Raw genomic sequence first — 20,288 nt, 5'->3', positions numbered from 1 at the left:
CTTCAGGCCAGCCTCGGCTTCCTTCAAGATGCTGATGATTTGCTCTTCGGTGAATCGCTTTTTCATTGCCGTTCCTCTCTGGAACGGACTCTACACCGTCACCGTACTAAACGCGGGGAGCAGGTCAGCCGGGTAGCGCGCGCACGGTTCCGGTCAGATCGTGCCCGAACTTGCCCCGCGGACCTGAACTCGGCTCGCGTTCGCCCCGTAGATATTGATAGACGATCTTGCTATTGCGCTCAGCGTGGCAGCTCGACAGATTTCCGCGGATTGTTCGACCCCTATTGAACAAATTGCTCAGCCATGAGGCAGTTCTATGTGTATAGGTAACAGCCGCCGCGGCATATGCCATCCCGCGTAGTCCACCCAGCCGAAGATGCATCGGCACTTTCCTTTTTTCCTGCACATCGTCCGGCGGGGAAAGCAACTTTCGCCAGTACCGAAATCCGTTGCATGACAAGGAATTCATATGCTTAACCAAGTCAGAGGAATGCATCGGAATACACCATTGCACGCTAGTAGAAACCACTAGAGATGTCCGCCGAATTTAGCTTTCCGGAACGGCCCCATTTTTTATGTACGTTTTTTTGCTATTTGCCCCATGTTCACTAAGCTGCCCAGCTATGAAGGTGCGCCGGACTTTTGCCGGCGATGGTGGGATTGCATTGTGCAGCACTAATGGGTACCGATTAGGACGCGGAGGAATCGCTATGGACGGACCATAGATTGAGAAGCTGATAGGAAAAAAGGCCTTCGGGCGCCAACCCAAAAGGCCTTTTGGAACTGATCGAATTGCGAAATCGACAGTCCCATCCTAGTCAGCCCCTCCCATAGAGTCAAGCGAGCCCCGATTTTTTTTGAAAAATCGTGGGTGGCGCTCGTCCCAACGTACGCCGAGCTGCGCACACATCAAACGCTGTTGTGCCGATCAGCGTTTCAAAGTGTTTGGTCACCGAGCTAGCACGTCTCTGGAATACGCCACGTGCTGGCTCGTCGACTTACGCCGCGCTTCGATACTGGTAATGGAGGGCATCATCATGTCCGATGCACGCGAAGTTCATACGAATCCCAACAAGCCGGTAAGGGCCAGAGGTCTCGATCCACAATGGGAGGAAGGGCGCCTGTCCCAAAAAAACAGGGACCGCTACATCAAAGAGGGACGTGGCACGGGTGAGATGAGCACCTATGTGCCGGGCCGGACGCTCAGCGAATTGCGCGGCATCGGTCGTCTGCACCGGTTCTGCTGTAGCCGCTGCGGCGGACGCCAGGTTGTGCTGGCTTCGGATTTGATCTTGTCCACTTTTCTGAAGCGGCATTGGGACCGTCGAACGCAAGAACTGCGTGAATATTATCCAGTATTGGATGTTGACGAGACAGCGCGTATCGCTCGCTTCTTAGGTGTAAAGCATCCGACGTATAGGGACCGCAGTCCATGCATCCTGATTACAGATTTGATGGTCAGCAAGATCGACTCGCGTGGCTGCAAGTGGGTCGCAATTGAGTCGGTTTCGGTGTGCAGGCGTTCGATCGAAGCTTCCGTAAAGCGATTGATTCTGGAGGAATATTGGCGGCGCCGAGGCATTCCACTGCGTACGGAGTACTCGGCGGGATTGAACGACTTCTACGCTCGAAATCTCTGGCAGCTCTTCGGGATTAGCGAGCAACTTCTCGCGTACGGTCTCGGTGAACGCGAGCGGATTGTGCAAGAGGCCGTGAGTCGACGATTGCGTTGCTGCAGCTATACATGGATCTTAGACGCCTGCTTCTATGTGGCCAGTGAGTGTGATTTCACGAGAGCCGAATGCGTGCGAGCAGCGCTTCAATTGATCGCTAGCCGTAGGATTGCTTGTCCCCTTGATGTGCCCCTTCTGTTGAATCAACCGGCGAGCTCTGTCCGAATTTCGAGCGGACAACAGGAGATAAGACACAGATTCCCGGGTCGGGAATCCGATTGTGCCAAAAATGTCCGAGCGACTTGGCAAGGAGCGCGTGGTATTAGCACTGAAAGACGAATTCCCGATAACGACGCTCTCAGTAACTGGGAGGCATCGTCGAGCACTTCGCGTGAATTAATTCCTGATCGGAGGTGATATGAAAGCCAAAGGGAATCGCTTCGTATTGCCGGCGGTTGGAGAACTGGTGTGCGATAAATCAGACGGGAAGTTGTATCGAGTCGTGCTCGCCGGCAGCGGAGGCCCTGACGTTGCGCTGTGTCATGTATTTGGTAGTCGATTGGAGATAAAACACGTCTCCATCGAGGAGTTCCTAAGGCGCATAGCGCTTGACTATCAAAACGAGGATCAGTTTGTTCGTGTAGAGGCCGATCCTTTTGATGCATACAAGCGAGTCATAGCTTGTACCAAGGGACATGAGTCAAAGAGTGTGGAGAACTGGGAGCGAATCGAGGGGCTGGTGGAGGATCGCAATCTCTTCAAAAGGTTATTGTACGCTGGTACGACTCGGAAGTTAATTTTTGAACAACACGCTAAGGCTCAAGGCGTCAGTCTACAGTTGATTCGGCGACTACATCGTTTCTATCTGCAACGAGGCATGACTCCGTTGTCGGTGGCCAGCAGCCTTTGGCGATGTGGTCGAATGGAGCAACCGGCACGTTTCTGTGACAGTGATGACGTAAGCGCAAAAATTAAGCAAAGAATCTTTACAAAACGCCCGGGTCGTCGATCGTCCGATGGCGGCCATTACGCAATTCCTTCCGAGCTACTGAACCGACTCTTGCAGCAATACGTTGACATCTACCTGACCAGCAAGGAAGGGCCTTGGCAAGTTGACATTCCCAACAAGCTAGCTAAGCGGATCAAGCGCAAGATTCCGGACGCGCGCTTTCCGGCACGTCGTAGCGCTCAAAAGACAAAACAACGTGGTGAGTCAAAACGTAGGAGTGCAGGGCAATGGCCGCATGCGCCACCGATGCGCGACGGTCCACGCCGGCGCCAAACTATGCAAAGGTTGGTGGACCATCTGAACTACGTTTGCCGTTGCACGAGGGAAGTAAGGGATGTCACGGGGCAAGTTATCACTCTCGAGCTGGCTCCGTTTGAAGAGGTCACGGTCCGGCAGTTCCAAAACTATTGGCTAACGCGGGTTCCGGTTGTTGTCCGCAAGCGCCGCGCTATGGGGGAGCGGAAATACGCACTAACGGGACGCCCGAAGCGTGGGCATGCGCTACAGCATAGTGTGGGGCCTGGCAATGAATACATGATTGACGCCACGGTCGCGGATGTGTTTCTGGTATCACGATATGACCGAACCGTTGTCGTAGGGCGTCCCACCGTCTATTTAGTGATGGACGTTTGGAGCCGCATGATTGTCGGTGTTCTTGTCACCCTCGATCCGCCATCGTTTGCGGCAGTAGCGCTAGTCCTCGAGAACATCGTTACACCCAAGGACGAGTTTTGTGCACGGTACGGTCTTCAGATCGATCCAGGGCAATGGCCTTGTCACGACCTTCCTGGAAACGGCATGTCGGCCGATCGTGGTAGCGACTATATGAAGATTGAAGCATGGAAAAGAGTCAACCATCAATTGCATCTACCGATCAGCAACGTCAAGGCGCACGATCCATTGATGCACGCGTTGATGGAGCGCAGGTTCGGCACCATTCCGGCTCATTTCCAGCGCGCACGTTTTGGTGTTGTGGAGAAAGACGCGACCGCCCGTGGGGCCCCTCACTATGCATGGGATGCAACCGACACGCTCAGCGAGTTCACTAAGAAATTGATAAGGGCCATCCTCGTCTATATTCAAACGCCTATCGGGCGGGAAGGCGCGGAGCCAGACATGATCTTCCAGGGCATGGCGGATACACCACTCAATCGATGGAACTGGGGCATGGAAAATCGTACAGGGTCGTTGCGTCACCATTCGCTAGACGAAGTCCGTATGGCGACCTGGCCACATTCGACTGCCCTACCTACAGAGCGTGGGCTTCTATGGCAGGGGGTGTATTACACGTCTCCCTATATCGAAAGCACGCTCATTCATTGTTGGGGGCGAGACGCTCGTGAACCAGTACCAATTCAGTTCAATCCAGGTGACATGTCCCGCATCTTATTGGAGGGGAAGGGGCGCCTTGAGTACGGCTATCAAGCGGGAACCAACAAGCAGATGCCAGGCGATGTTGACCTTATGGAGTGGAACATCCGAAGTTTGATCGACCGTGCAAATTCAAGGCGAGAGAAGCGGAAGATGCAGCCGCAACGAGTGATGGAAATTCTCAATAACGCAGAGGAAGGTCGGAAATCAAAGAGGGAGCAAAAGGTGGCTCTGAAACACGCGGGGCTAACCCATCCTGAGACAGTCGGGATGCGTGAGGCTCGCGAACGAGAACGAGATGCGAGCAGGAGATCGAAGGGACCACCTCTGACGAAAAAGCGGCGTGATTCGAGCCAAGAAGAGGATCAGGCCACATCGGATATCGAGGCTAGCCTTCGTCGAAATGTGCTGGATTTGCTCGGTGACTAGCGGGGTAAAAATAAGAATGACATGATGATGGGTGTGGTTGAAATTCCAACATAGTAGAAATTTATCAATTAGGAGTGCTATCATGAAAGGCACAAAAAAGTCTAATTCGAGTGATGAATCATATCGTGATGTTCCTCTTGATCTGGCAGGGGATGATATTTTTCTAAATGTTTGTCCGTCTGTCGAGGCGGTTTATCATTCGTCAAGTCTGGAACTGCAGGAGCACGGTGAAAATCCTCTGATTCTTGCATTGCCACCATTCGGCCCAATGAAACCGATTCTCAATGGAATGGCGGCGGCATTTAACGTACCTCACGCCCAGCTCTATCGAAATTGGCCGATAGACCGAAAGATTCTTGCCATCAGTCGCATCTCTCAGGTGCTAGTGCTACAGGCCGAACTGGTGGAACTGCTGAGTTGGCTGCACACCGCGATCCGGCATCGCTACTCCGGTCTAGTACCGACCCGCTCCCTGAGGAAACGAGCACAAGAAAACTATGCGTTAGTACAGGCGGGCTCCCCTCGACCGATCTGTCTTCCGGGAGATTCCCACGCGCTCAGTAGATTTGTCTTTGGCATTTCAGGAGCGGGAAAAACGACATTGGCGAAAATGGTACTGAGTACGTTTCCAATGATCGTTGAGCATCGAGAGTACGAGGGAGTTCCAGCAAGATTCGTGCAGGTGGTATGGGCTTTTGTTTCCTGTCCCGCCAACGGGTCAGTGCTAACTCTGATGAAAGGAATTCTGCATTGGTTCGATCTATACCTTGGAACGTACTATGTCGAGGAAATATCATCTAGATCCAATACGACAGATTATATTTTAAAGGTTGAGGATGTGTTGCGTCGCCATTTTGTAGGTGTTTTGGTGATTGATGAAATTCAGTTTGCCTTGAAGGCGGCAGATAAAACACAACTGATCGATTTTCTCACGAATTTACTGAATAGTAACAACTGTACGTTCATCTTGCTCGGGACACCCGAGGCTCGCGAGTACATGGTCCGGAGCTTTCGTACTACTCGTCGTTCATCTAGTGACGGGGCTATTGAGATGGGGCCATTCTCCATGGGTAAGCTATGGAAACGTCTGGCAAGCGCGATTATTAGCATAGATTTTCTCCCGATTCCACCAAGTGATTCAGAAGAAATCATGAAAGTATTGCATGAAGTGAGTGCCGGATTGCCGGCATTTGCAAAAATGGCATGGAAGCTAACGCAGTATAGGGGGGTGCAGGCTGGGAGTAGGAGTGTTACGCCGGCGCTTGTTCGGGAGGCTGTCGAGGCTGGTTTCGGTCCAGTAGAAAATCTGCTGCAGGCATTGCGGACTAGAGATTATGTAACATTGGCGAAATGCGTAGACCTCGCAACTGCGGACGTCGAGGCATTCCGGGAGAGAGTGGCGCGTGAGAAGCGACGGCTGCAGATCGGTACGAAACTGGTGGATGATGCCTTTTTGGAATCATTCTCTGCCGCCGTAGCAGTGTTGATTGAAATGGGACGGTCAGAAATTGAGGCTGAGTCTCTAGTACGTCGAATCCTGGAAATCGACCGCACGCTCTCATTTGAGGACGTGATTCGTCGAGCATTGTCGCCCGTTGACGCATCCCAGAGCGTGCCTATCAAACGGAAGGGGCGACCAAGAGTGATTTCTAGGAAAGTCTGATCGGTTCAGTAGGTGTTTCTCATCAGATAGGGCGATGGAGAATCGCATGACGGTTTTTCTCGATGAACCTTTGCCTGACGAGGCCTTGTTCAGTGTTGTCGCAAGATATCTCGAGGACGCGAAAGTGACGTCGCGGAGCGCATTTCAGAAGTACCCGTCAGGCTCGGATGCTGGCCTATTGACTGGTATTACACGTGGACTGGATCGCATAGCAACCGAAACGGCTATGGTATGGGGAATGAGCGTAGATGAAATTCGCGAGAGGTTGACGCTTTACCCATACTATGCCGAGTTGTGTGGTCCGAAACTAGGGGAGACCAGACAAGGTGGTTCTGCCAAGCAGCCGACATGGTTAAGCAGGGCAACTCCGGGTCGCCTTGGTATGAGACATTGCGAGGTGTGCTGGAAAGAGGATATCGCTTTTGATATTCCACGATATTGGCGGCGGGCCCATCAATTACCCGGTGTCCTCACATGCTTATTGCATCAGTGCCCGCTTAACTATAGCGGCTGTGGCGCCGCGCAATCATTGATTAAATCAGGTCGACGGTTTGATGTGGGGAATAGCATTGAACCCGTGGGTTCGTCAAATCAACAGGAGGCACGACGTAGATTTGCAATGCTCTCGAGAAATGTGCTAACCCGTCGAAAGAATGCTAGCCAGTATCTTGAAAGAGCGGCACGAATCGATTGTGCGCGAGCCATCGGATACGCGAATGGAAAATCCGTCGAATTCAGGGATATGATGGGGGATCTTACGAGGCTAATGGGTTGTGCGTATTTTGAAAGGATTGGCGTATCGTTGCACAATGATTATTGGATACGCAGGGCGTTTTGGCGGACTAAGAGTGAATCTGGCAGTGCATTGAAATATTTGCTCTTGGAATTCTTGCTGCAAGAAAATGTTGGCAGAATTCGAAGACTGGTCACTCCAATATGCCCCAGGGCTGCGTCGGTGGTCGATTTTCAGCATCGACTTTTAATTCGGGAGATCGGCGAATGTGAATCGCATTATATATGTTCGTGCGGTTTCTCTTTTATTTATTTCCATAACTGCCCTGAGGGCGCCGATGTGTTGAAGCCGACGCATGACGGTGTCGATCTAGCGATCGCGGCTGGGTATCTTATCGCGCGAGGATATTCGACGAATAAGGTGAGTCATCACTTGAGTGTTGAGAAGGAGCGGCTGGAAAATATGTTGAGAGTTCAAAATGAGGTCGGCTCGTGGAGATGCCAGCGGACACGTGCAAAACACCTAGCGGCATGGATCGAACTCGTCGATCGTTACGTCGACGCGAATACGGCGCTGACGAACGACCGCGGTCACTGGTGTGTCGTCGCTGAACTAGCGCGCAGTTTGCCGAGTCACCTTATCCCATCAAGGTGTGCCTTTTCAAAGGGTACGGAGAATGGCGATCTATCTTGATGAGCCTCTAGACGATGAGCCGCTCTTTGGTGTCGTGGCTCGCTATCTTGAATCTGAGCCGACTAAACCACTGATACCGACAATACGTCGCCTGTTCGGGAGGTGGATCAGAGCGTCCTATGCGGCTGGCGGATTGGATTGCGTAGCTCGAGAGACAAAGGGGTGTTGGTGCCTGTCACCGACAGAGATTGCTGAAAGTATGACGGATTTCCCGTATTTTTCATCGATGCTCACGCCCGATCGAACAAAGCGGATCTTGGAGAGGACGTGTGGATTATCGCCTAATGGAGTAACAATGGCGCGTCCGATAACGACTTGGACAAAACCCTGGCACGGACACAGATTTTGTCCGGTGTGCCTTCGCGAGGACAAGTTATCAGATGGATACCCTCATTGGCGACGTAGTCATCAGCTCCCTGGCGTAATTGTCTGTCATTTGCATGGCGAAATGCTATGGGAACTCGATAGATACGTCGACAATGGAACTATGGGATATATATCACCTTCTACAGCTATTCGACTCGGAGCATCGCGGATCAACATTCGATTGACTGGTTTGCAAAAGAAAAATTGTCGTGTGGTTGCGCAAGTTTCATCGGAGCTTATAAAAGGTGGTCTCTCGATTAACGCTTTGACGTTTCCAAGTGAATTTTGGGATTTTATGGGTGAGGCGTCTCGATACTTGGTTGGCTTGAGGTATGGGGCTTGCATGGAAAGATTGATTGTGAATTGCTTCGGGAGTGATTATATAAATAGGCATGCAATTATTCCGGAGTGGCGCAATTTTTTTATCAACTTGAATAAAATGGGGAATCCAATTAGAAAAGTAATTGCGCTGTCACTTATGCGAATCGTTCGGGAAACCCCGCGCCTCGTGGCGAATAGATGTTTCATGGATATCTATAATTATTCAAAACCGGAAGAAATAAGGGTTAAGATGCCGCGTAAAAAGGTTCCGCATTTGACTTGTCCGAGTAAAATGGCACGGCACGGTGCTGGTCACGCCGTTAAAACGGCGCGTTGGGATTTGGATCGAGTACGTGCGGTGTGCGACTGCGGCATGCATTTTTGGTGTAGGGATACGGGGGCGGGATTCACGCCGGTGCGCATTACTCGATGGGGCCCAGATTACCTTAGAGAGGTGCTTCGATTACATGAACTAGGGATGAGGTGTCGAGTCATCGCTCACCAAATAAACGTACCAGAGAGAACTGTAAAACATTTCCTTCATATCAGCCGTTGAGTCGGCGCAGGCGGGGGGCGATTGCATTGGGGGGCTAGGCAACACCAGGCGAAGCCGAGGTGTTTAAATTTCTACCGCGGGGCAGAGAAATCGATCATTGCCCTGTACTCTCCTGCCTTGCGAGGTGTCCCTGTTTTACATAGCTTCGTGATCTAACGTAGCTACTACCGAGTGCAGACTCTTGTGTGTTTCGCGATCTTTATCCAACTACATTGCGATTCAAGTGCCAACTTTCAGTGACATATGGTCGTAGTCAGGGAATTCCTGTTCCCCATGTTAACTGGAAATTCAAGTGTGGACATTTATGTGCGTTCACAATAGCGAACGGCTGTCGCGGGGCTTCGAGGCTGGCCGGGTGATCTGACGCCAGGATCGTTCGGCGAGGCGTGACACGCAGCGGCTGGCAACGATGGACGCTCAAGCTGCTTCGGACAAAAATCGGGGGCAGGTCGGGGAGCTTGATGGAAGCAGGGGAGTTCATGGACGGCCTCTACCGACCATGAGCTGCGCGACGGAAATGGCGAGGGCGCGGCGGAACGTGTTGCGCGCCGCACCTTCGTCATTTGAACCGGTGGCTTGCCGAATCGACGGGGGTCCGGTACGCGCCCGCCGCACGTCGGCGGGCTTCAGCCGTTCGAGCGTGTCATCGCCAGCAATTCGTCGATGAATTCCTTGCGCTGCGTCGGGTCCAGTGGGCGTACCCCACACACTTCATCGAACCACAGTCCTTCAACGGCAAAGCGGATGATCCGCGCGGTCCGTTCCGGCAACGCGTCCCGGCTCAGCAATTCCGTCCAGCGGGCAGCGTGGCCCGCATAGACGGGGAGCAGGCTCGGCTCCAGGAGCAGGCTGCCGATCACGGCCGACAAGCTCCTGCCCTGGAGCGCTTGCTCGGAGCTTGCGACGATGTACGCGCGGGTCCAGGCCCCGGGCTGGCCGTCCGCCAGCGCGGCGTCGGTGACGGCCTGCTCGAAGGTGGTCGCTTCGAAATGCAGCAGCCCTGCGAGGAGTTCCGACTTGCTCGAGAAGTGATAGAGCAGCCCCCCCTTGCTGATGCCCGCAACCGACGCGGCCTCTGCAAGGGTTAATCCCAGGATGCCTTTGTCCTGCAGGATTTTTTGCGAGGCTTCGAATATTTTTCTCTTGGTATCGCCAATTTCGCTATCGATATTCTCATTCATCGGGAATTGCGCGGAAAATGTACTGAAATGAGCCGTACCGGCTGGACGGTGCATTATACAAATTCCCTTTGCCATTTTTTTTGAGTTCGGTACTGTACCGGCTGGACGGTATAGTTTGTGCCAGCGAACCTCGAACCCCTCTACCCGGGCATGGATAGAACGATGAACGAACATGCAAGCCTCCCCACGATCGACGACTGCATCGAGCGCCACGGCGGCGTGCTGACGCTTCCGCAGGGCAGGATCCGCGGCAACTGCCAGGATGGCATTTGCCGATTTCTTGGCATTCCTTACGGAAAGGCTGCGATCGGCGACCTGCGGTTCAGGCCGCCCGTGCCGGCGCCGGCATGGGACGGAATCCGCGATTGCCGCAGCTACGGAGATGCGTGTCCGCAGGTCAACGACGACTTGCCCGCATGGCAATTCGATGGAGATCACTCGCTGGACTGTCTCAATCTCAACGTCTGGACGCCTGCGTCGGCGGCGCCCGGCGATCGCTTGCCGGTGATGGTGTGGGTGCATGGCGGCGCCTATCTGTCCGGGTCCGCCAACCTGCCCCTGTACGACGGACGCGTGCTCGCCGAGAAGGAGCAGGTGGTGGTCGTGTCGATCAACCATCGCCTCAACGCGTTCGGTTACCTGCACTTCGGCGATCGGGGCGACAGCCCTTCGTCTGCAGCGAACGTGGGGCAGCAGGATATCGTGCTGGCGCTCGAATGGATTGCGGCACACATCGGTGCGTTCGGCGGCGATGCAGGCAACGTGACGCTGTTCGGCGAATCGGGCGGCGGCGGGAAGATCTGTGCGCTCACGATGATGCCGTCGGCCGAAGGCCTGTTTCACAAGGCGATCGTCCAGAGCGGAGCCTTTCTGACCATGCTGTCGCGCGCGCAGGCAAAGGTCAGGGCCGATGCGTTCCTGTCGATGCTTGGCGCCGACATCCGCACACTCGATACGATTGGCGAGGAACAGGTTCTTGCGGCCGCGCGCCGCCTGATCGACCGGTACGGCTATACCGCGTTCTGGCCCGTCGACGACGGTATCGTCATCGATGCGTCGAGAATCCTGCGTGCATCGGTGCCGATGATGATCGGCACGACCCGGCACGAGTCGGCGTACTTCCTGGCGCCGCGGCTGCTCGCGCACGGCCCGCTCGAGCCGGGCGGCTACCGCGATGCGCTGGAGGACGGCCTGAGGCCATTCAGCATCGACCCGGACGATGCGAGCGCAACGGCTGACGTCGCATGGCGTACGCGTGCGATACCGCCTCGCTCGGTCGGCAGGGACCTCACCGAGGTCCTGTTCTGGATGCCCGCGGTCGCGCTGGCGGAATGCAACAGCCGGCATGCGAACACGTTCATGTACCGGTTCGACTGGGCATTCCCGTGCTGCGGCGGCCGTTACTCGATTCACGGCGCCGAAATCCCGTTCGTATTCGGCATGCTCGACTACCCGTTGCCGGCCTGGGATGACGCGGATCTCCCGAGCGCGCGGTATTCGGATGACACGCATGGCGAGCGGTTCGACCTGGCTGCACGCGTGCAGCGCGCGTGGGCAGATTTCGCCCGATACGGCGATCCGTCTGCCGGCGGCGGGTCGGCTTGGCCGCACTACACACCGGACGCGCGTGCGACACGCATTTTCGATCGGGTCTGCCGCGTCGAGGAGGATCCGGATGCCGAGCGCCGGCGGGCGCTGTTCGCGGCGCGCGCGGGCGCGTGACACATACATCATCGACAAGGAGCAGACATGGAGACGTCAGCGGTAACCTCGGAATCCCCATCCACGCGCCCCCTGAACTGGATCGCGATCGTATTTTTCGTCCTGGCCACCAACGGGCCCCTCACCAGTCTGATCGGATGCGTGCCGTACGGCGTCGCGTACGGCAACGGCATCGGCATCGCCGGTTCCTACCTGTGCGTCGGCCTGATCTACCTGTGCTTTGCGGTCGGCTTCACGGCGATGAGCCGTCATGTGGGGAATGCAGGCGCGCTGTATGCGTACGTCGGGCAGGGGCTTGGCCGGCCGGCGGGTGTCGGCGCCGCGTTCATGGCGGTCGCGTCGTATTTTGTGATCACGCTCGCGTGTTACGCGTTGCTCGGGTTCTATATCAGCTATTTCATCAATAACCTCGCCGGCCTGGCTGTGCCGTGGTGGGTCAGCACACTCTGCGCGGCAGCCATCGTGCATGCGTTCGCGATCAACAACGTCCAGTTCAACGGCGCCGTGCTGTTCCTGCTGATGATCGTCGAGATCGCGCTGATCGTCGCATTCAACCTCAAGGTCGCGGCCACGGGCGGTGGGGTCGAGCACTTCAGCCTCGCGCCGCTGCACCCCGCGAACGTGTTCACCGGGAAGTTCGGCACGTCGCTGGTGTTCGTCGTGGTCGCCTACATGGGCTTCGAGACGACGGTGATCTACGCGAACGATGTCCGCAATCCGGGCCGCTCCATTCCGATTGCGACCTACGTCAGCGTCGCAGTCATCATGGCGATCTATGTCGTGTCGACGGTGCAGATGTCCAATGCGTTCGGCTATGCCGAAGTCGTCGCGCTGGCGGTGAAGTCTCCCGCGGATCTGTGGTTCGCCGTGACGGAGCGGGTGCTCGGCAAGCAGATGGTGGTGGTCACCAACGCGCTGCTGATCACCAGCATGCTCGCGGCGATCATCAGTTTCAACAATGCGACCGTGCGTTACTGGTATTCGCTCGGCCGCGACGGCATAGCGTTCAGGCAGCTCGCGCAATTGAGCGAGAAGAAGGGCCTGCCCGTCCGGGCCGCGAACCTGCAGTCCGTGCTCATGATCGCGCTGATCGCTTTGTTTGCCGCCTATCGAGTCGATCCGGTGATGGTGATTGCACCCTACCTCAGCATTCCGTCCGCGATCGGGATCGTGTGCGTTCAGGCGTTGACCGCGCTGGCGGTCATCCGCTTCTTCGCTGCTCGCCGCGAGCGTGAAACGCGGTTCATTCGGTGGGCCGTTTTTCCTGCCTTGAGCTTCGCCGGATTCGCGTACTTCCTGTACGCAATGATCGGCAACGTATCGCTGATGGCCGGCACGGCTTCGACCGTCGTTTCGCTTCTGCCGTGGACGACGCCGGCGGTTGCTGTCGCGGGTGCGTGCTTCGCGGTTTGGCTGCGACGTGCGCGGCCCACGACGTACAACGGCCTGGGGCGATTTCTCAACGATAGTTGAGCATACGGACACGTTCGTGAAACGGGCATGGTCGAATCACTAAGGTATCCATATTGAAGCACATGGAGACGGTGTTCCGGACTCGTGATCCAGGGGAGGTTCGGTTCGACCGACGAGCCCCGCATCCGTGCACGTCGGCTTCAGCCCGACAGGCCGACGATCTCGTACCGCCCCTGCGTCGCATCGACATGCGCGACCGTATCGAGCACGCGTATCACCGGCGGAAAGCCGTACACCCGCTCGACCATCGCCTTGTAGTCGTCGCCATGCCAGCGAGCGGCGGCTTCGCGTGTGCGCCACACGTACACGCCGCCGCCTTCGTGCGTTGCCGCGTCGTAGAAGTACCACTTGTGCAGCAGGTCCGGGTTCACGGCCCACTTCGTGGCGGTCGCCTCATAGCGCTCCCGCAGCGTGGGCAGGTCGACGTCGGGCTGCAGCTTGAAGAAGACGATTTCGGTGATCACGGCAGTGCCTCCATTCGGGAATCGTGGGGTGCGGCGGGGATGCCTCCGGGGGCTTCCGGGTCAGTCTGCGGGCCCCGGGAGGCGCCGTTTCTCAGTACGGTGACGGCCGGTTTTCCGTACGCCACTTGAGATCGGCCGGCGTGCCGGGCCGCGGCGGGCGCAGCCCCTCGATCGTCCACAGCCCGAACGGCGTTTCGCCGATATGGATTTCCCAGCGCAGGCCGCGCTCGCCGATGAACGGCGCGAGGCGCTGGCCGACATGCTGCATGAACCGCGCCTGCTCGGCAGGGTCTTCGATCTGCCGCGCAATATGGTCGACCCGGATCCGCACGAAGTCGTCGGTCGGCTTGCCGCCGATCAGGAACGACGCGCTCGGCAGCGGCTGGAACAGCACGTTCACGTAAAAGCGCGGCAGAAATCCGTCGTAGAAGCCGACGATGCGTTCGGCGATCTCCAGCTTGTCGGCGTCGGTATAGGTGTGTTCGGGATGGTAGATGTTCCAGAGCGGCATGTGTGTTCCCCGGTTCGTGAAAGAGAGCGGATGTGGCCTCAGATTGCGCTGTAACGCGCGGCGGGCTGGCCATCCCGCGTGACGGCGTGAAGGAGGTGGCCGCGCGCGCCGTCGAACTGTTGCCAGGCGCCGAGATCGTGGAGCGTCGGAAAGCACACGGATTCCTCGTGATCCAGTGCGTGCAGCGCGGTGTCGACGAGCGTTTCCGGCGACATGAACAGCGCATCCGGGAACGGCGCGGCGGCGTTGCCGAAAAACTCCGTGCGCACCGGCCCGGGCATGACGGCCTGAACCGCGATGCCGCGCGGTGCAAGCTCGGCGTGCAGCGAACGCGTGAAATTGAGCACGTACGCCTTCGAGCCGCTGTATCCGCCCGCACCGGGCACGGGCATCAGCGTGACGATCGACCCGATGTTCACGATCATGCCGCGTCCCGTAGCGCTGCAGCGGCGCGCGGCCGCGAGCGAGAGCCGGGTCAGCGCGAGCACGTTGACGCGGATCATCGCGTCGACGGCGGCCGGGTCGACCGTTGCCGACAGGCCCAGTGCGCCGAGGCCGGCGGCATTGACGATGCCGGCGAACTCGACGGTGCCGTCGATCAGCGTCTCCACTTGCGCGACGCCGTCGTGGCTCGACAGGTCGGCGGCGACAGCCTGCGCATCGCAGCCGTATGCGGACCGGAGCCGGTCGGCGAGCGCCGCGAGTCGCTCGTGCCGGCGCGCAACCAGGATCAGGTCGTAGCCGCGAGCGGCGAGACGATCCGCATAGACGGCGCCAATACCCGACGACGCGCCAGTGACGACCATCACGCCTCGATCTTCTTGTTGCATGTTCAAACCTCCAGGGGGTTGGACTGACAAGGTTTCTCGTTACTCTTATTATCAGAGTAAGTGGCGGGCGACGCGCCGTCAAGCATGGCCGGATGCGATACGATTACCGCCGCGCGCGCCGACATGGGCTGCGCGTCGAAGTCAGGAAAGGTGATTCGCGATGAAATCCAAGAGTTTTGACGGCATGACCTGCTCGATCGCCAGCGTGCTCGACGCGCTCGGCGATCGATGGAGCACGCTGATCGTGCGCGATCTGGCGCTCGGCCTGGCGCGTTACGACGATCTGCGCCAGTCCACGGGCGTGACCCATGCGACGTTGTCGGACCGGCTGAAGGCGCTCGAAGGCAGGGGGCTGATCGAGCGCAGGCTGTATCAGTCGCGCCCCGACCGGTACGAATACCATCTGACGCCGCGCGGCCGCGACATCGGCATCGTGCTGATGGCGCTCGCGCAGGTCGGCGATGCCTGGGGGCGGGCGGAATCGAAAGCGCCGCCGCTCCGTTTCATGGAGGCGCGCTCGGGGCATGCGGTACGGCTCGCGGTGGTCGATGCCGAGACGGGCAGCCCGATCGACTGGACGGACCTGCGCGTGGAGGCCGGGCCCGGTGCGGACGAGGTCATGCACTGGCGGCTCGAGAAGACGCGCGCGCGTCGCGGCGAATCGTGACGCATGAATTGCCGTCGCGCTGCCGGCTCGCGGTTCATGACGGGAATCGCGCGGCGCCCGGCTCCGGCGGCAGGCGCAGCCCGTTGGTGAGGTAGCTGACGGTCCGGTAGAAGCCTGCGAGCATCAGCAGCTCGAGCAGCGCCTCGTCGCTGTAATGCGGGCGCAACGCCTGCCAAAGGTCGTCGTCGATATCGCACTGCCGATGCAGTGTGTCGGACAGCCGGATCAGCAACCGATCCTCATCGCTCCAGCATGCGTCGTCGGCCGAGCCGCGGGCCAGCGAGTGAATCTGTTCGCGGGTCAAGCCCGCGGCCGGCGAAAACACGGAGACATGCACGCCCCATTCGTATTCGGACCGGCACAGCGCGGTGGTGCGGTCGATGACGATCTCGCGTTGCCGGATATCGAGGTGGCCTTTGTCCAGCAGGCCGGCGGCGAAGAACTTCGTGAACAGGCGCGCATCGCGTGCCAGCGTGGTGAAGAGGCGCAACGGCGGGCGGCCGCGCATGATCCGGTCGATCGACGTGGCGATGTCGGGGGCGAACGGCGGCACTGCGCATGCGATACGCTGAGTCATGTGAACTCCTTCGTGCTCGTGCTCATGGCGGGGGCGCGTGACTGCTCGCAGTCGCCGATGGCTGAGTCGGTAGCGTAGGTGGCGTGCTTTAAAAAGTAAAGCAAGAAGGAAGAAAATCCCCTCGGCACTGCAATGTGGCATGCGTACGACATCGCATCGATTCGTTGACGTCACGCGATGGATGCTTTAAAAAGTACAGCATGACCACACCCAAGATCGGACAACGAGTCCGCGGATCGAAGACGGGACGACCCATCATGGTCGTGCTGGATCTGCTCGGGCGGCGCACCACGCTGCGCATCCTGTGGGAGCTGCGCGGCGAGCCGCTCACATTCCGCGCACTGCAGGAAGCCTGCGAAACGAACGCGCGCCTGCTCAACATGCGGCTGGCCGAGCTCAAGGCGTCGGGCCTCGTCGAGCATGGCGAAGGCGGCTACTGCATGACCGCTGAAGGCCGGCGGCTCGAGGCGGCATTGCAGCCGTTGCTGGGGTGGGCAAAACAATGGGCGAAGCGCGACCCGGACGGGTTCGACGCGGCCGATCGCGAGCAATCCGGTCAGGAACGCTGATCGATCGACACGATCGGCGCGCGGGTGCGCCTCGCAATGTCATGTCGGTTCGCGCATCGGGCGCGAGTCATCTTCGTTTGCGGAGTCCTTTCATGTCGGTTCGGGCTGTGATCTTCGATTTCGACCTGACGCTGGCGGATTCGTCCGCCGCGATCATCGAGTGCACGGAATACGCGTTGCACCAGCTGGATGCCGCCGGCGCGACGCCGGCGCAGATCGGTGCCGTGATCGGGCTGCCGCTGCACGAGATGTTCCGCTTGTTGACGGGCGAAACCGAACCGGCGCGGGCCGATGCGTTTGCGCGTCACTTCGTGGCACGTGCCGACGAGATCATGGTGCCCGGCACCCATATCTATCCCGAGGTGCCGCTGCTGCTTGCCCGGTTGCGGGCGCAAGGGCTCGCGGTCGCGATCGTTTCATCGAAGTTTCGCTACCGGATCGAAGCGATTCTCGAACGTAACGGATTGCAGTCACTCGTCGACGTGCTGATCGGCGGGGAAGACGTGCAGCGTCACAAGCCGGATCCCGAAGGGCTCGTGCAGGCACTGGCACGGCTTGATCTGCCGGCACACGCTGCGATCTATGTCGGCGACCACGCGGTGGACGCACAGGCGGCCGAGCGCGCCGGCGTGGCGTTTGTCGGCGCGGTGAGCGGGATGACGTCGTTCGACGGATGGGCGCGCGCGGGCAAGCTGGCAGTAGGCACGCATATCGGCGAGCTGGACGCGATCGTGCAGCAAATGCAGCGCGATCCGGGCCACGCGTCCGGCCCGCACGACGCCTGACGCCGGATTCGGGAGCCGCACGATGGCGCGCCATGTGAACCATCTTCGCTGGAAGATCGTCGCGTTTCTGGTCGCACCGATGACCTTCGTGATGACGCTCGATCGCGCGGCGATGGCCGTGGCTGCACCGACGATCCAGGGCGAACTCGGCCTGTCGATCGTCGAGATGTCGATGATCCTGACGATTTACTTCTGGGCCTATGCGCTCGGCCAGATTCCGGCCGGACGCGCGGCCGAACGCTTCGGGTCGCGCAGCGTACTGTTCGGCACGAGCACCGTGTGGTCGCTGATGATGATCGTCACGCCGTTCGGCAATTCGTTCGCGTGGCTGTTCGGTTGCCGGCTGGTGCTCGGCGGCGCGCAGTCGGCCGACTGGTCGAGCAGCGTCGTTGCGCTCAAGCGCTGGTTTCCGGCCGGCGAGCGCGCGAAAGGCAACGCAGTGCTGCTCTCGGGACTGTATTTGGGCCCGATCGTGTCGGCGCCGCTCACGGCCTGGACGATCGTCCATTTCGGCTGGCATGCCGTCTTCTACGGATTCGGTGCGCTCGGCCTGCTGCTCGGTGCAGTCTGGTGGTTCGGCTATCGCGATGCACCGGCGTCGCATCCGCTCATCACGCAGGCCGAGGTGGACTACATCGCGGCCGGCCAGCCGCCCGGCCACACGGTCGTGTCGGGTTCGCTCATGCGTTGCCTGCGGTTGGGGCGCTTCTGGATCTTCGGCATCCAGTATTTTCTGCTCGTGCTGATCCAGAGCTTCTACACGACGTGGCTGCCCACCTACCTGATGCGCGCACGCGGACTGTCGCTGAAGGCGATGGGGCTGGTCGCGTCGCTGCCGTGGGTTGCCGTGTTCGTGGCGGTATTCGTAGCAGGCACTGTCAGCGACCGCTTGCTGAGGAAGACGGGCTCGATCTACTGGGCGCGCACGCCGGTCGCCGTCGCGGGGTTCGTCGTGAGTGCGCTGGCACTGGTCGCCGCGTCCCGCGCGGATGCGATGGCCGCGGTCATCTCGCTGCTGTGCCTGTCGTTTGCGGCCGTCGGGTTCGTGCAGGTCGTCGTTTGGTCGGCCGCGCAGGATCTCGGGCGGCCGTTCGCCGGCGTGATGTCGGGCTGGACCAACGTGTGGGGTGCGCTGTCGAACGTCGCGGGTCCGATGGTGCTCGCGCTCGTCGTCAAGGTCACCGGCAGCTGGGGCAGCGGGATGTTCGTGATCGGCGCCGCGGCGGCTTGCGGCGCGGTACTGTGGCTGTTCGTGCATCCCGAGCGCCCGTTGCTCGCCGTGACGGCGGGCGACTTGCCGCCGGCGGCAGAGGGCCGGAACGCGCCGCGCGGCGACGCGCGCAAAACCCGAGCCGACGCCGGGCGGGTTTCCGAGCCGGCCGACTGAGCCGTATTGCGCAACGGGCCGGCAGCGCGCGACGGATTCTGCGACCATCGCCGTTAAAGTCTTACCCGCCACTCGATCCGTCGCCATGCCATTCATTTCCGTTGCCTTTGCCAACCTCCGGCGCTCACGCGCGTTACCGGCCGCCCGATTCCTGTCGTTCGCGATTCCGGTCGCGGCAGCCATCGGCGTTCTGGGTGGCGCGGATCCAGTTGAAGCCGCCACGCCCACCCAGCGCGAACGTCTCGAAGCACCGGTGAAGGCCGTCGCCGACCAGCGCTTGACCGTCGACACGCCGCAGGGCAGCGCGATGTTGCCCGTCTACGCCGACCATCGGGTCGACCAGGCGGCACCCGACGTCACACGTGTTTTCGTCGTGATTCACGGCACGTTGCGCAATGCCGACGCGTACTACGCATCCGGGCTCAAGGTCGTTGAAAAGGCCGGTGCGGCCGGGAAGGGCACGATGGTCGTCGCGCCGCAGTTCCTGACGCGTGCCGATACGCGCGCGTTTTCGTTGCCTGCGCAAACGCTGGCGTGGACGCAGGAAGGATGGAAGGGCGGTGAAGCGGCCCGTCAGCCGGGGCCGATCAGTTCGTTCACGGCGCTCGACGCATTGCTCGCGCATTTCACCGACCGCAGCCTGTATCCCGCGTTGTCGACCGTGGTCGTGATCGGCCATTCCGCCGGCGCGCAGTTGCTGCAGCGCTATGCGGTAGCCGGGCACGAAGGCGATGCGCTGGAGCGGGCCGGCATCGCGGTGCGTTATGTGGTGGCGAACCCGTCGAGCTACCTGTATTTCGACGACGAACGGCCGGATGGCCAGGCGATCGCAGGCGGAACCTGCCCGGGCGCGACGGAGTGGAAATACGGGCTGAAGTCGGCGCCGCCTTATGTCGCGTCGCAGGGCGTGCGCGATCTCGAAACCCGCTATGTCGCGCGTCATGTCGTGTACCTGCTCGGCCAGGCCGACACGAACCCGTACACCCACTTCATCGACCGCTCGTGCGCGGCGATGGCGCAAGGCCCGTACCGGCTCGCGCGCGGGCTCGCGTATTTCGACTACCTGAAGAAGCGGCATCCCGACGATCTCGCGCAGCAGGTCGTCGAAGTGCCGGGCGTCGGGCATGACGGTCTCGGCATGTTCACGTCCGCGTGCGGGCTGGCCGTGCTGTTCGGGCAGGCGTTGCCGCCATCGTGTCCGGTCGTTGCCGGTACGGCACCGGACATGCGGGCGGCGGGGCAGTGAGTGCGCGTGAGAGGTCGCGCACGGTGAAGCTCGATCGATCAGAAAAATGCAGGAATCGGCAA

At 59.3% G+C, this 20,288-nt stretch carries 16 protein-coding genes; 11 read left to right on the top strand and 5 right to left on the bottom strand.

Annotated elements, in window-relative coordinates; translation table 11 throughout:
- The first annotated feature begins 1,022 nt into the window (after window positions 1-1,022).
- The 4 genes from G3O00_RS16825 to G3O00_RS16810 all read left to right on the top strand — a co-directional run bounded on the left by G3O00_RS16825 (window position 1,023) and on the right by G3O00_RS16810 (window position 7,571).
- On the top strand, window positions 1,023-2,090 hold the full coding sequence (locus tag G3O00_RS16825; RefSeq protein ID WP_206143676.1) for a TnsA endonuclease N-terminal domain-containing protein: 1,068 nt from the start codon (window positions 1,023-1,025) through the stop codon (window positions 2,088-2,090).
- A 1-nt stretch (window position 2,091) separates the two neighbouring features.
- On the top strand, window positions 2,092-4,482 hold the full coding sequence (locus G3O00_RS16820; RefSeq protein ID WP_206143675.1) for a hypothetical protein: 2,391 nt from the start codon (window positions 2,092-2,094) through the stop codon (window positions 4,480-4,482).
- 82 nt (window positions 4,483-4,564) lie between these two features.
- A complete protein-coding gene (locus tag G3O00_RS16815) occupies window positions 4,565-6,145 on the top strand; it encodes an ATP-binding protein (RefSeq protein ID WP_206143674.1) in 1,581 nt (526 codons plus the stop codon).
- A 46-nt stretch (window positions 6,146-6,191) separates the two neighbouring features.
- The gene (locus G3O00_RS16810) at window positions 6,192-7,571 is read left to right on the top strand and encodes a TniQ family protein (RefSeq protein WP_206143673.1); all 1,380 of its coding nucleotides are present in this window, start codon (window positions 6,192-6,194) and stop codon (window positions 7,569-7,571) included.
- Between the two features lie 1,869 nt (window positions 7,572-9,440).
- On the opposite strand, the gene G3O00_RS16800 is transcribed toward G3O00_RS16810, so the two are convergent.
- Complete coding sequence (locus G3O00_RS16800; protein WP_206143671.1) at window positions 9,441-9,995, bottom strand: TetR/AcrR family transcriptional regulator; 555 nt, start codon at window positions 9,993-9,995, stop codon at window positions 9,441-9,443.
- A 162-nt stretch (window positions 9,996-10,157) separates the two neighbouring features.
- On the opposite strand from G3O00_RS16800, the gene G3O00_RS16795 reads away from it, so the two are divergent.
- Window positions 10,158-11,717, top strand: a complete 1,560-nt coding sequence (locus G3O00_RS16795; RefSeq protein WP_241025183.1) for a carboxylesterase/lipase family protein — start codon at window positions 10,158-10,160, stop codon at window positions 11,715-11,717.
- A gap of 27 nt (window positions 11,718-11,744) precedes the next feature.
- Entirely contained in the window at window positions 11,745-13,190 is a 1,446-nt protein-coding gene (locus tag G3O00_RS16790; protein WP_206143669.1) for an APC family permease, read from the top strand.
- Window positions 13,191-13,330: 140 nt separating this feature from the next.
- On the opposite strand, the gene G3O00_RS16785 is transcribed toward G3O00_RS16790, so the two are convergent.
- From G3O00_RS16785 to G3O00_RS16775, 3 genes are all read right to left on the bottom strand, one after another.
- Window positions 13,331-13,654 (bottom strand): hypothetical protein, encoded by a 324-nt coding sequence (locus tag G3O00_RS16785; protein ID WP_206143668.1) that lies wholly within the window; start codon window positions 13,652-13,654, stop codon window positions 13,331-13,333.
- Window positions 13,655-13,745: 91 nt separating this feature from the next.
- On the bottom strand, window positions 13,746-14,165 hold the full coding sequence (locus G3O00_RS16780) for a tautomerase family protein (protein WP_174932631.1): 420 nt from the start codon (window positions 14,163-14,165) through the stop codon (window positions 13,746-13,748).
- 38 nt (window positions 14,166-14,203) lie between these two features.
- Window positions 14,204-14,995 (bottom strand): SDR family NAD(P)-dependent oxidoreductase, encoded by a 792-nt coding sequence (locus G3O00_RS16775; RefSeq protein ID WP_206143667.1) that lies wholly within the window; start codon window positions 14,993-14,995, stop codon window positions 14,204-14,206.
- 160 nt (window positions 14,996-15,155) lie between these two features.
- Here G3O00_RS16775 and G3O00_RS16770 point away from each other — a divergent pair, with 160 nt between their 5' ends.
- Window positions 15,156-15,662 carry a helix-turn-helix domain-containing protein gene (locus G3O00_RS16770; RefSeq protein WP_174932627.1) on the top strand — a complete coding sequence of 169 codons (507 nt, stop codon included), beginning with the start codon at window positions 15,156-15,158 and terminating at the stop codon, window positions 15,660-15,662.
- 34 nt (window positions 15,663-15,696) lie between these two features.
- Here the strand turns inward: G3O00_RS16770 and G3O00_RS16765 are convergent, their stop codons facing one another.
- A complete protein-coding gene (locus G3O00_RS16765; RefSeq protein WP_206143666.1) occupies window positions 15,697-16,239 on the bottom strand; it encodes a carboxymuconolactone decarboxylase family protein in 543 nt (180 codons plus the stop codon).
- 257 nt (window positions 16,240-16,496) lie between these two features.
- On the opposite strand from G3O00_RS16765, the gene G3O00_RS16760 reads away from it, so the two are divergent.
- The 4 genes from G3O00_RS16760 to G3O00_RS16745 all read left to right on the top strand — a co-directional run bounded on the left by G3O00_RS16760 (window position 16,497) and on the right by G3O00_RS16745 (window position 20,226).
- Window positions 16,497-16,808, top strand: a complete 312-nt coding sequence (locus G3O00_RS16760; protein WP_241025182.1) for a winged helix-turn-helix transcriptional regulator — start codon at window positions 16,497-16,499, stop codon at window positions 16,806-16,808.
- Window positions 16,809-16,900: 92 nt separating this feature from the next.
- Complete coding sequence (locus G3O00_RS16755; RefSeq protein ID WP_011354569.1) at window positions 16,901-17,593, top strand: HAD family hydrolase; 693 nt, start codon at window positions 16,901-16,903, stop codon at window positions 17,591-17,593.
- A gap of 22 nt (window positions 17,594-17,615) precedes the next feature.
- Window positions 17,616-18,980 carry an MFS transporter gene (locus G3O00_RS16750; protein ID WP_174932621.1) on the top strand — a complete coding sequence of 455 codons (1,365 nt, stop codon included), beginning with the start codon at window positions 17,616-17,618 and terminating at the stop codon, window positions 18,978-18,980.
- An 85-nt stretch (window positions 18,981-19,065) separates the two neighbouring features.
- Window positions 19,066-20,226 (top strand): alpha/beta fold hydrolase, encoded by a 1,161-nt coding sequence (locus G3O00_RS16745; RefSeq protein ID WP_206143665.1) that lies wholly within the window; start codon window positions 19,066-19,068, stop codon window positions 20,224-20,226.
- Window positions 20,227-20,288: the final 62 nt, after the last annotated feature.

Source organism: Burkholderia sp. Ac-20384 (assembly GCF_017104605.1).
GTDB classification, from domain to species: Bacteria; Pseudomonadota; Gammaproteobacteria; order Burkholderiales; family Burkholderiaceae; genus Burkholderia; species Burkholderia lata.
Note: the sequence above shows the minus strand (reverse complement) of the source record. Positions and strands in the feature narration are given on the sequence as shown.

Coding starts and splice junctions, on each gene's coding strand:
- G3O00_RS16750 (WP_174932621.1), top strand. CDS start 17,616: ATGGCGCGCCATGTGAACCATCTTCGCTGGAAGATCGTCGCGTTTCTG.
- G3O00_RS16760 (WP_241025182.1), top strand. CDS start 16,497: ATGGTCGTGCTGGATCTGCTCGGGCGGCGCACCACGCTGCGCATCCTG.
- G3O00_RS16745 (WP_206143665.1), top strand. CDS start 19,066: ATGCCATTCATTTCCGTTGCCTTTGCCAACCTCCGGCGCTCACGCGCG.
- G3O00_RS16800 (WP_206143671.1), bottom strand. CDS start 9,995: ATGAATGAGAATATCGATAGCGAAATTGGCGATACCAAGAGAAAAATA.
- G3O00_RS16765 (WP_206143666.1), bottom strand. CDS start 16,239: ATGACTCAGCGTATCGCATGCGCAGTGCCGCCGTTCGCCCCCGACATC.
- G3O00_RS16815 (WP_206143674.1), top strand. CDS start 4,565: ATGAAAGGCACAAAAAAGTCTAATTCGAGTGATGAATCATATCGTGAT.
- G3O00_RS16770 (WP_174932627.1), top strand. CDS start 15,156: ATGAAATCCAAGAGTTTTGACGGCATGACCTGCTCGATCGCCAGCGTG.
- G3O00_RS16795 (WP_241025183.1), top strand. CDS start 10,158: ATGAACGAACATGCAAGCCTCCCCACGATCGACGACTGCATCGAGCGC.
- G3O00_RS16755 (WP_011354569.1), top strand. CDS start 16,901: ATGTCGGTTCGGGCTGTGATCTTCGATTTCGACCTGACGCTGGCGGAT.
- G3O00_RS16790 (WP_206143669.1), top strand. CDS start 11,745: ATGGAGACGTCAGCGGTAACCTCGGAATCCCCATCCACGCGCCCCCTG.
- G3O00_RS16780 (WP_174932631.1), bottom strand. CDS start 14,165: ATGCCGCTCTGGAACATCTACCATCCCGAACACACCTATACCGACGCC.
- G3O00_RS16810 (WP_206143673.1), top strand. CDS start 6,192: ATGACGGTTTTTCTCGATGAACCTTTGCCTGACGAGGCCTTGTTCAGT.
- G3O00_RS16825 (WP_206143676.1), top strand. CDS start 1,023: ATGGAGGGCATCATCATGTCCGATGCACGCGAAGTTCATACGAATCCC.
- G3O00_RS16820 (WP_206143675.1), top strand. CDS start 2,092: ATGAAAGCCAAAGGGAATCGCTTCGTATTGCCGGCGGTTGGAGAACTG.
- G3O00_RS16775 (WP_206143667.1), bottom strand. CDS start 14,995: ATGCAACAAGAAGATCGAGGCGTGATGGTCGTCACTGGCGCGTCGTCG.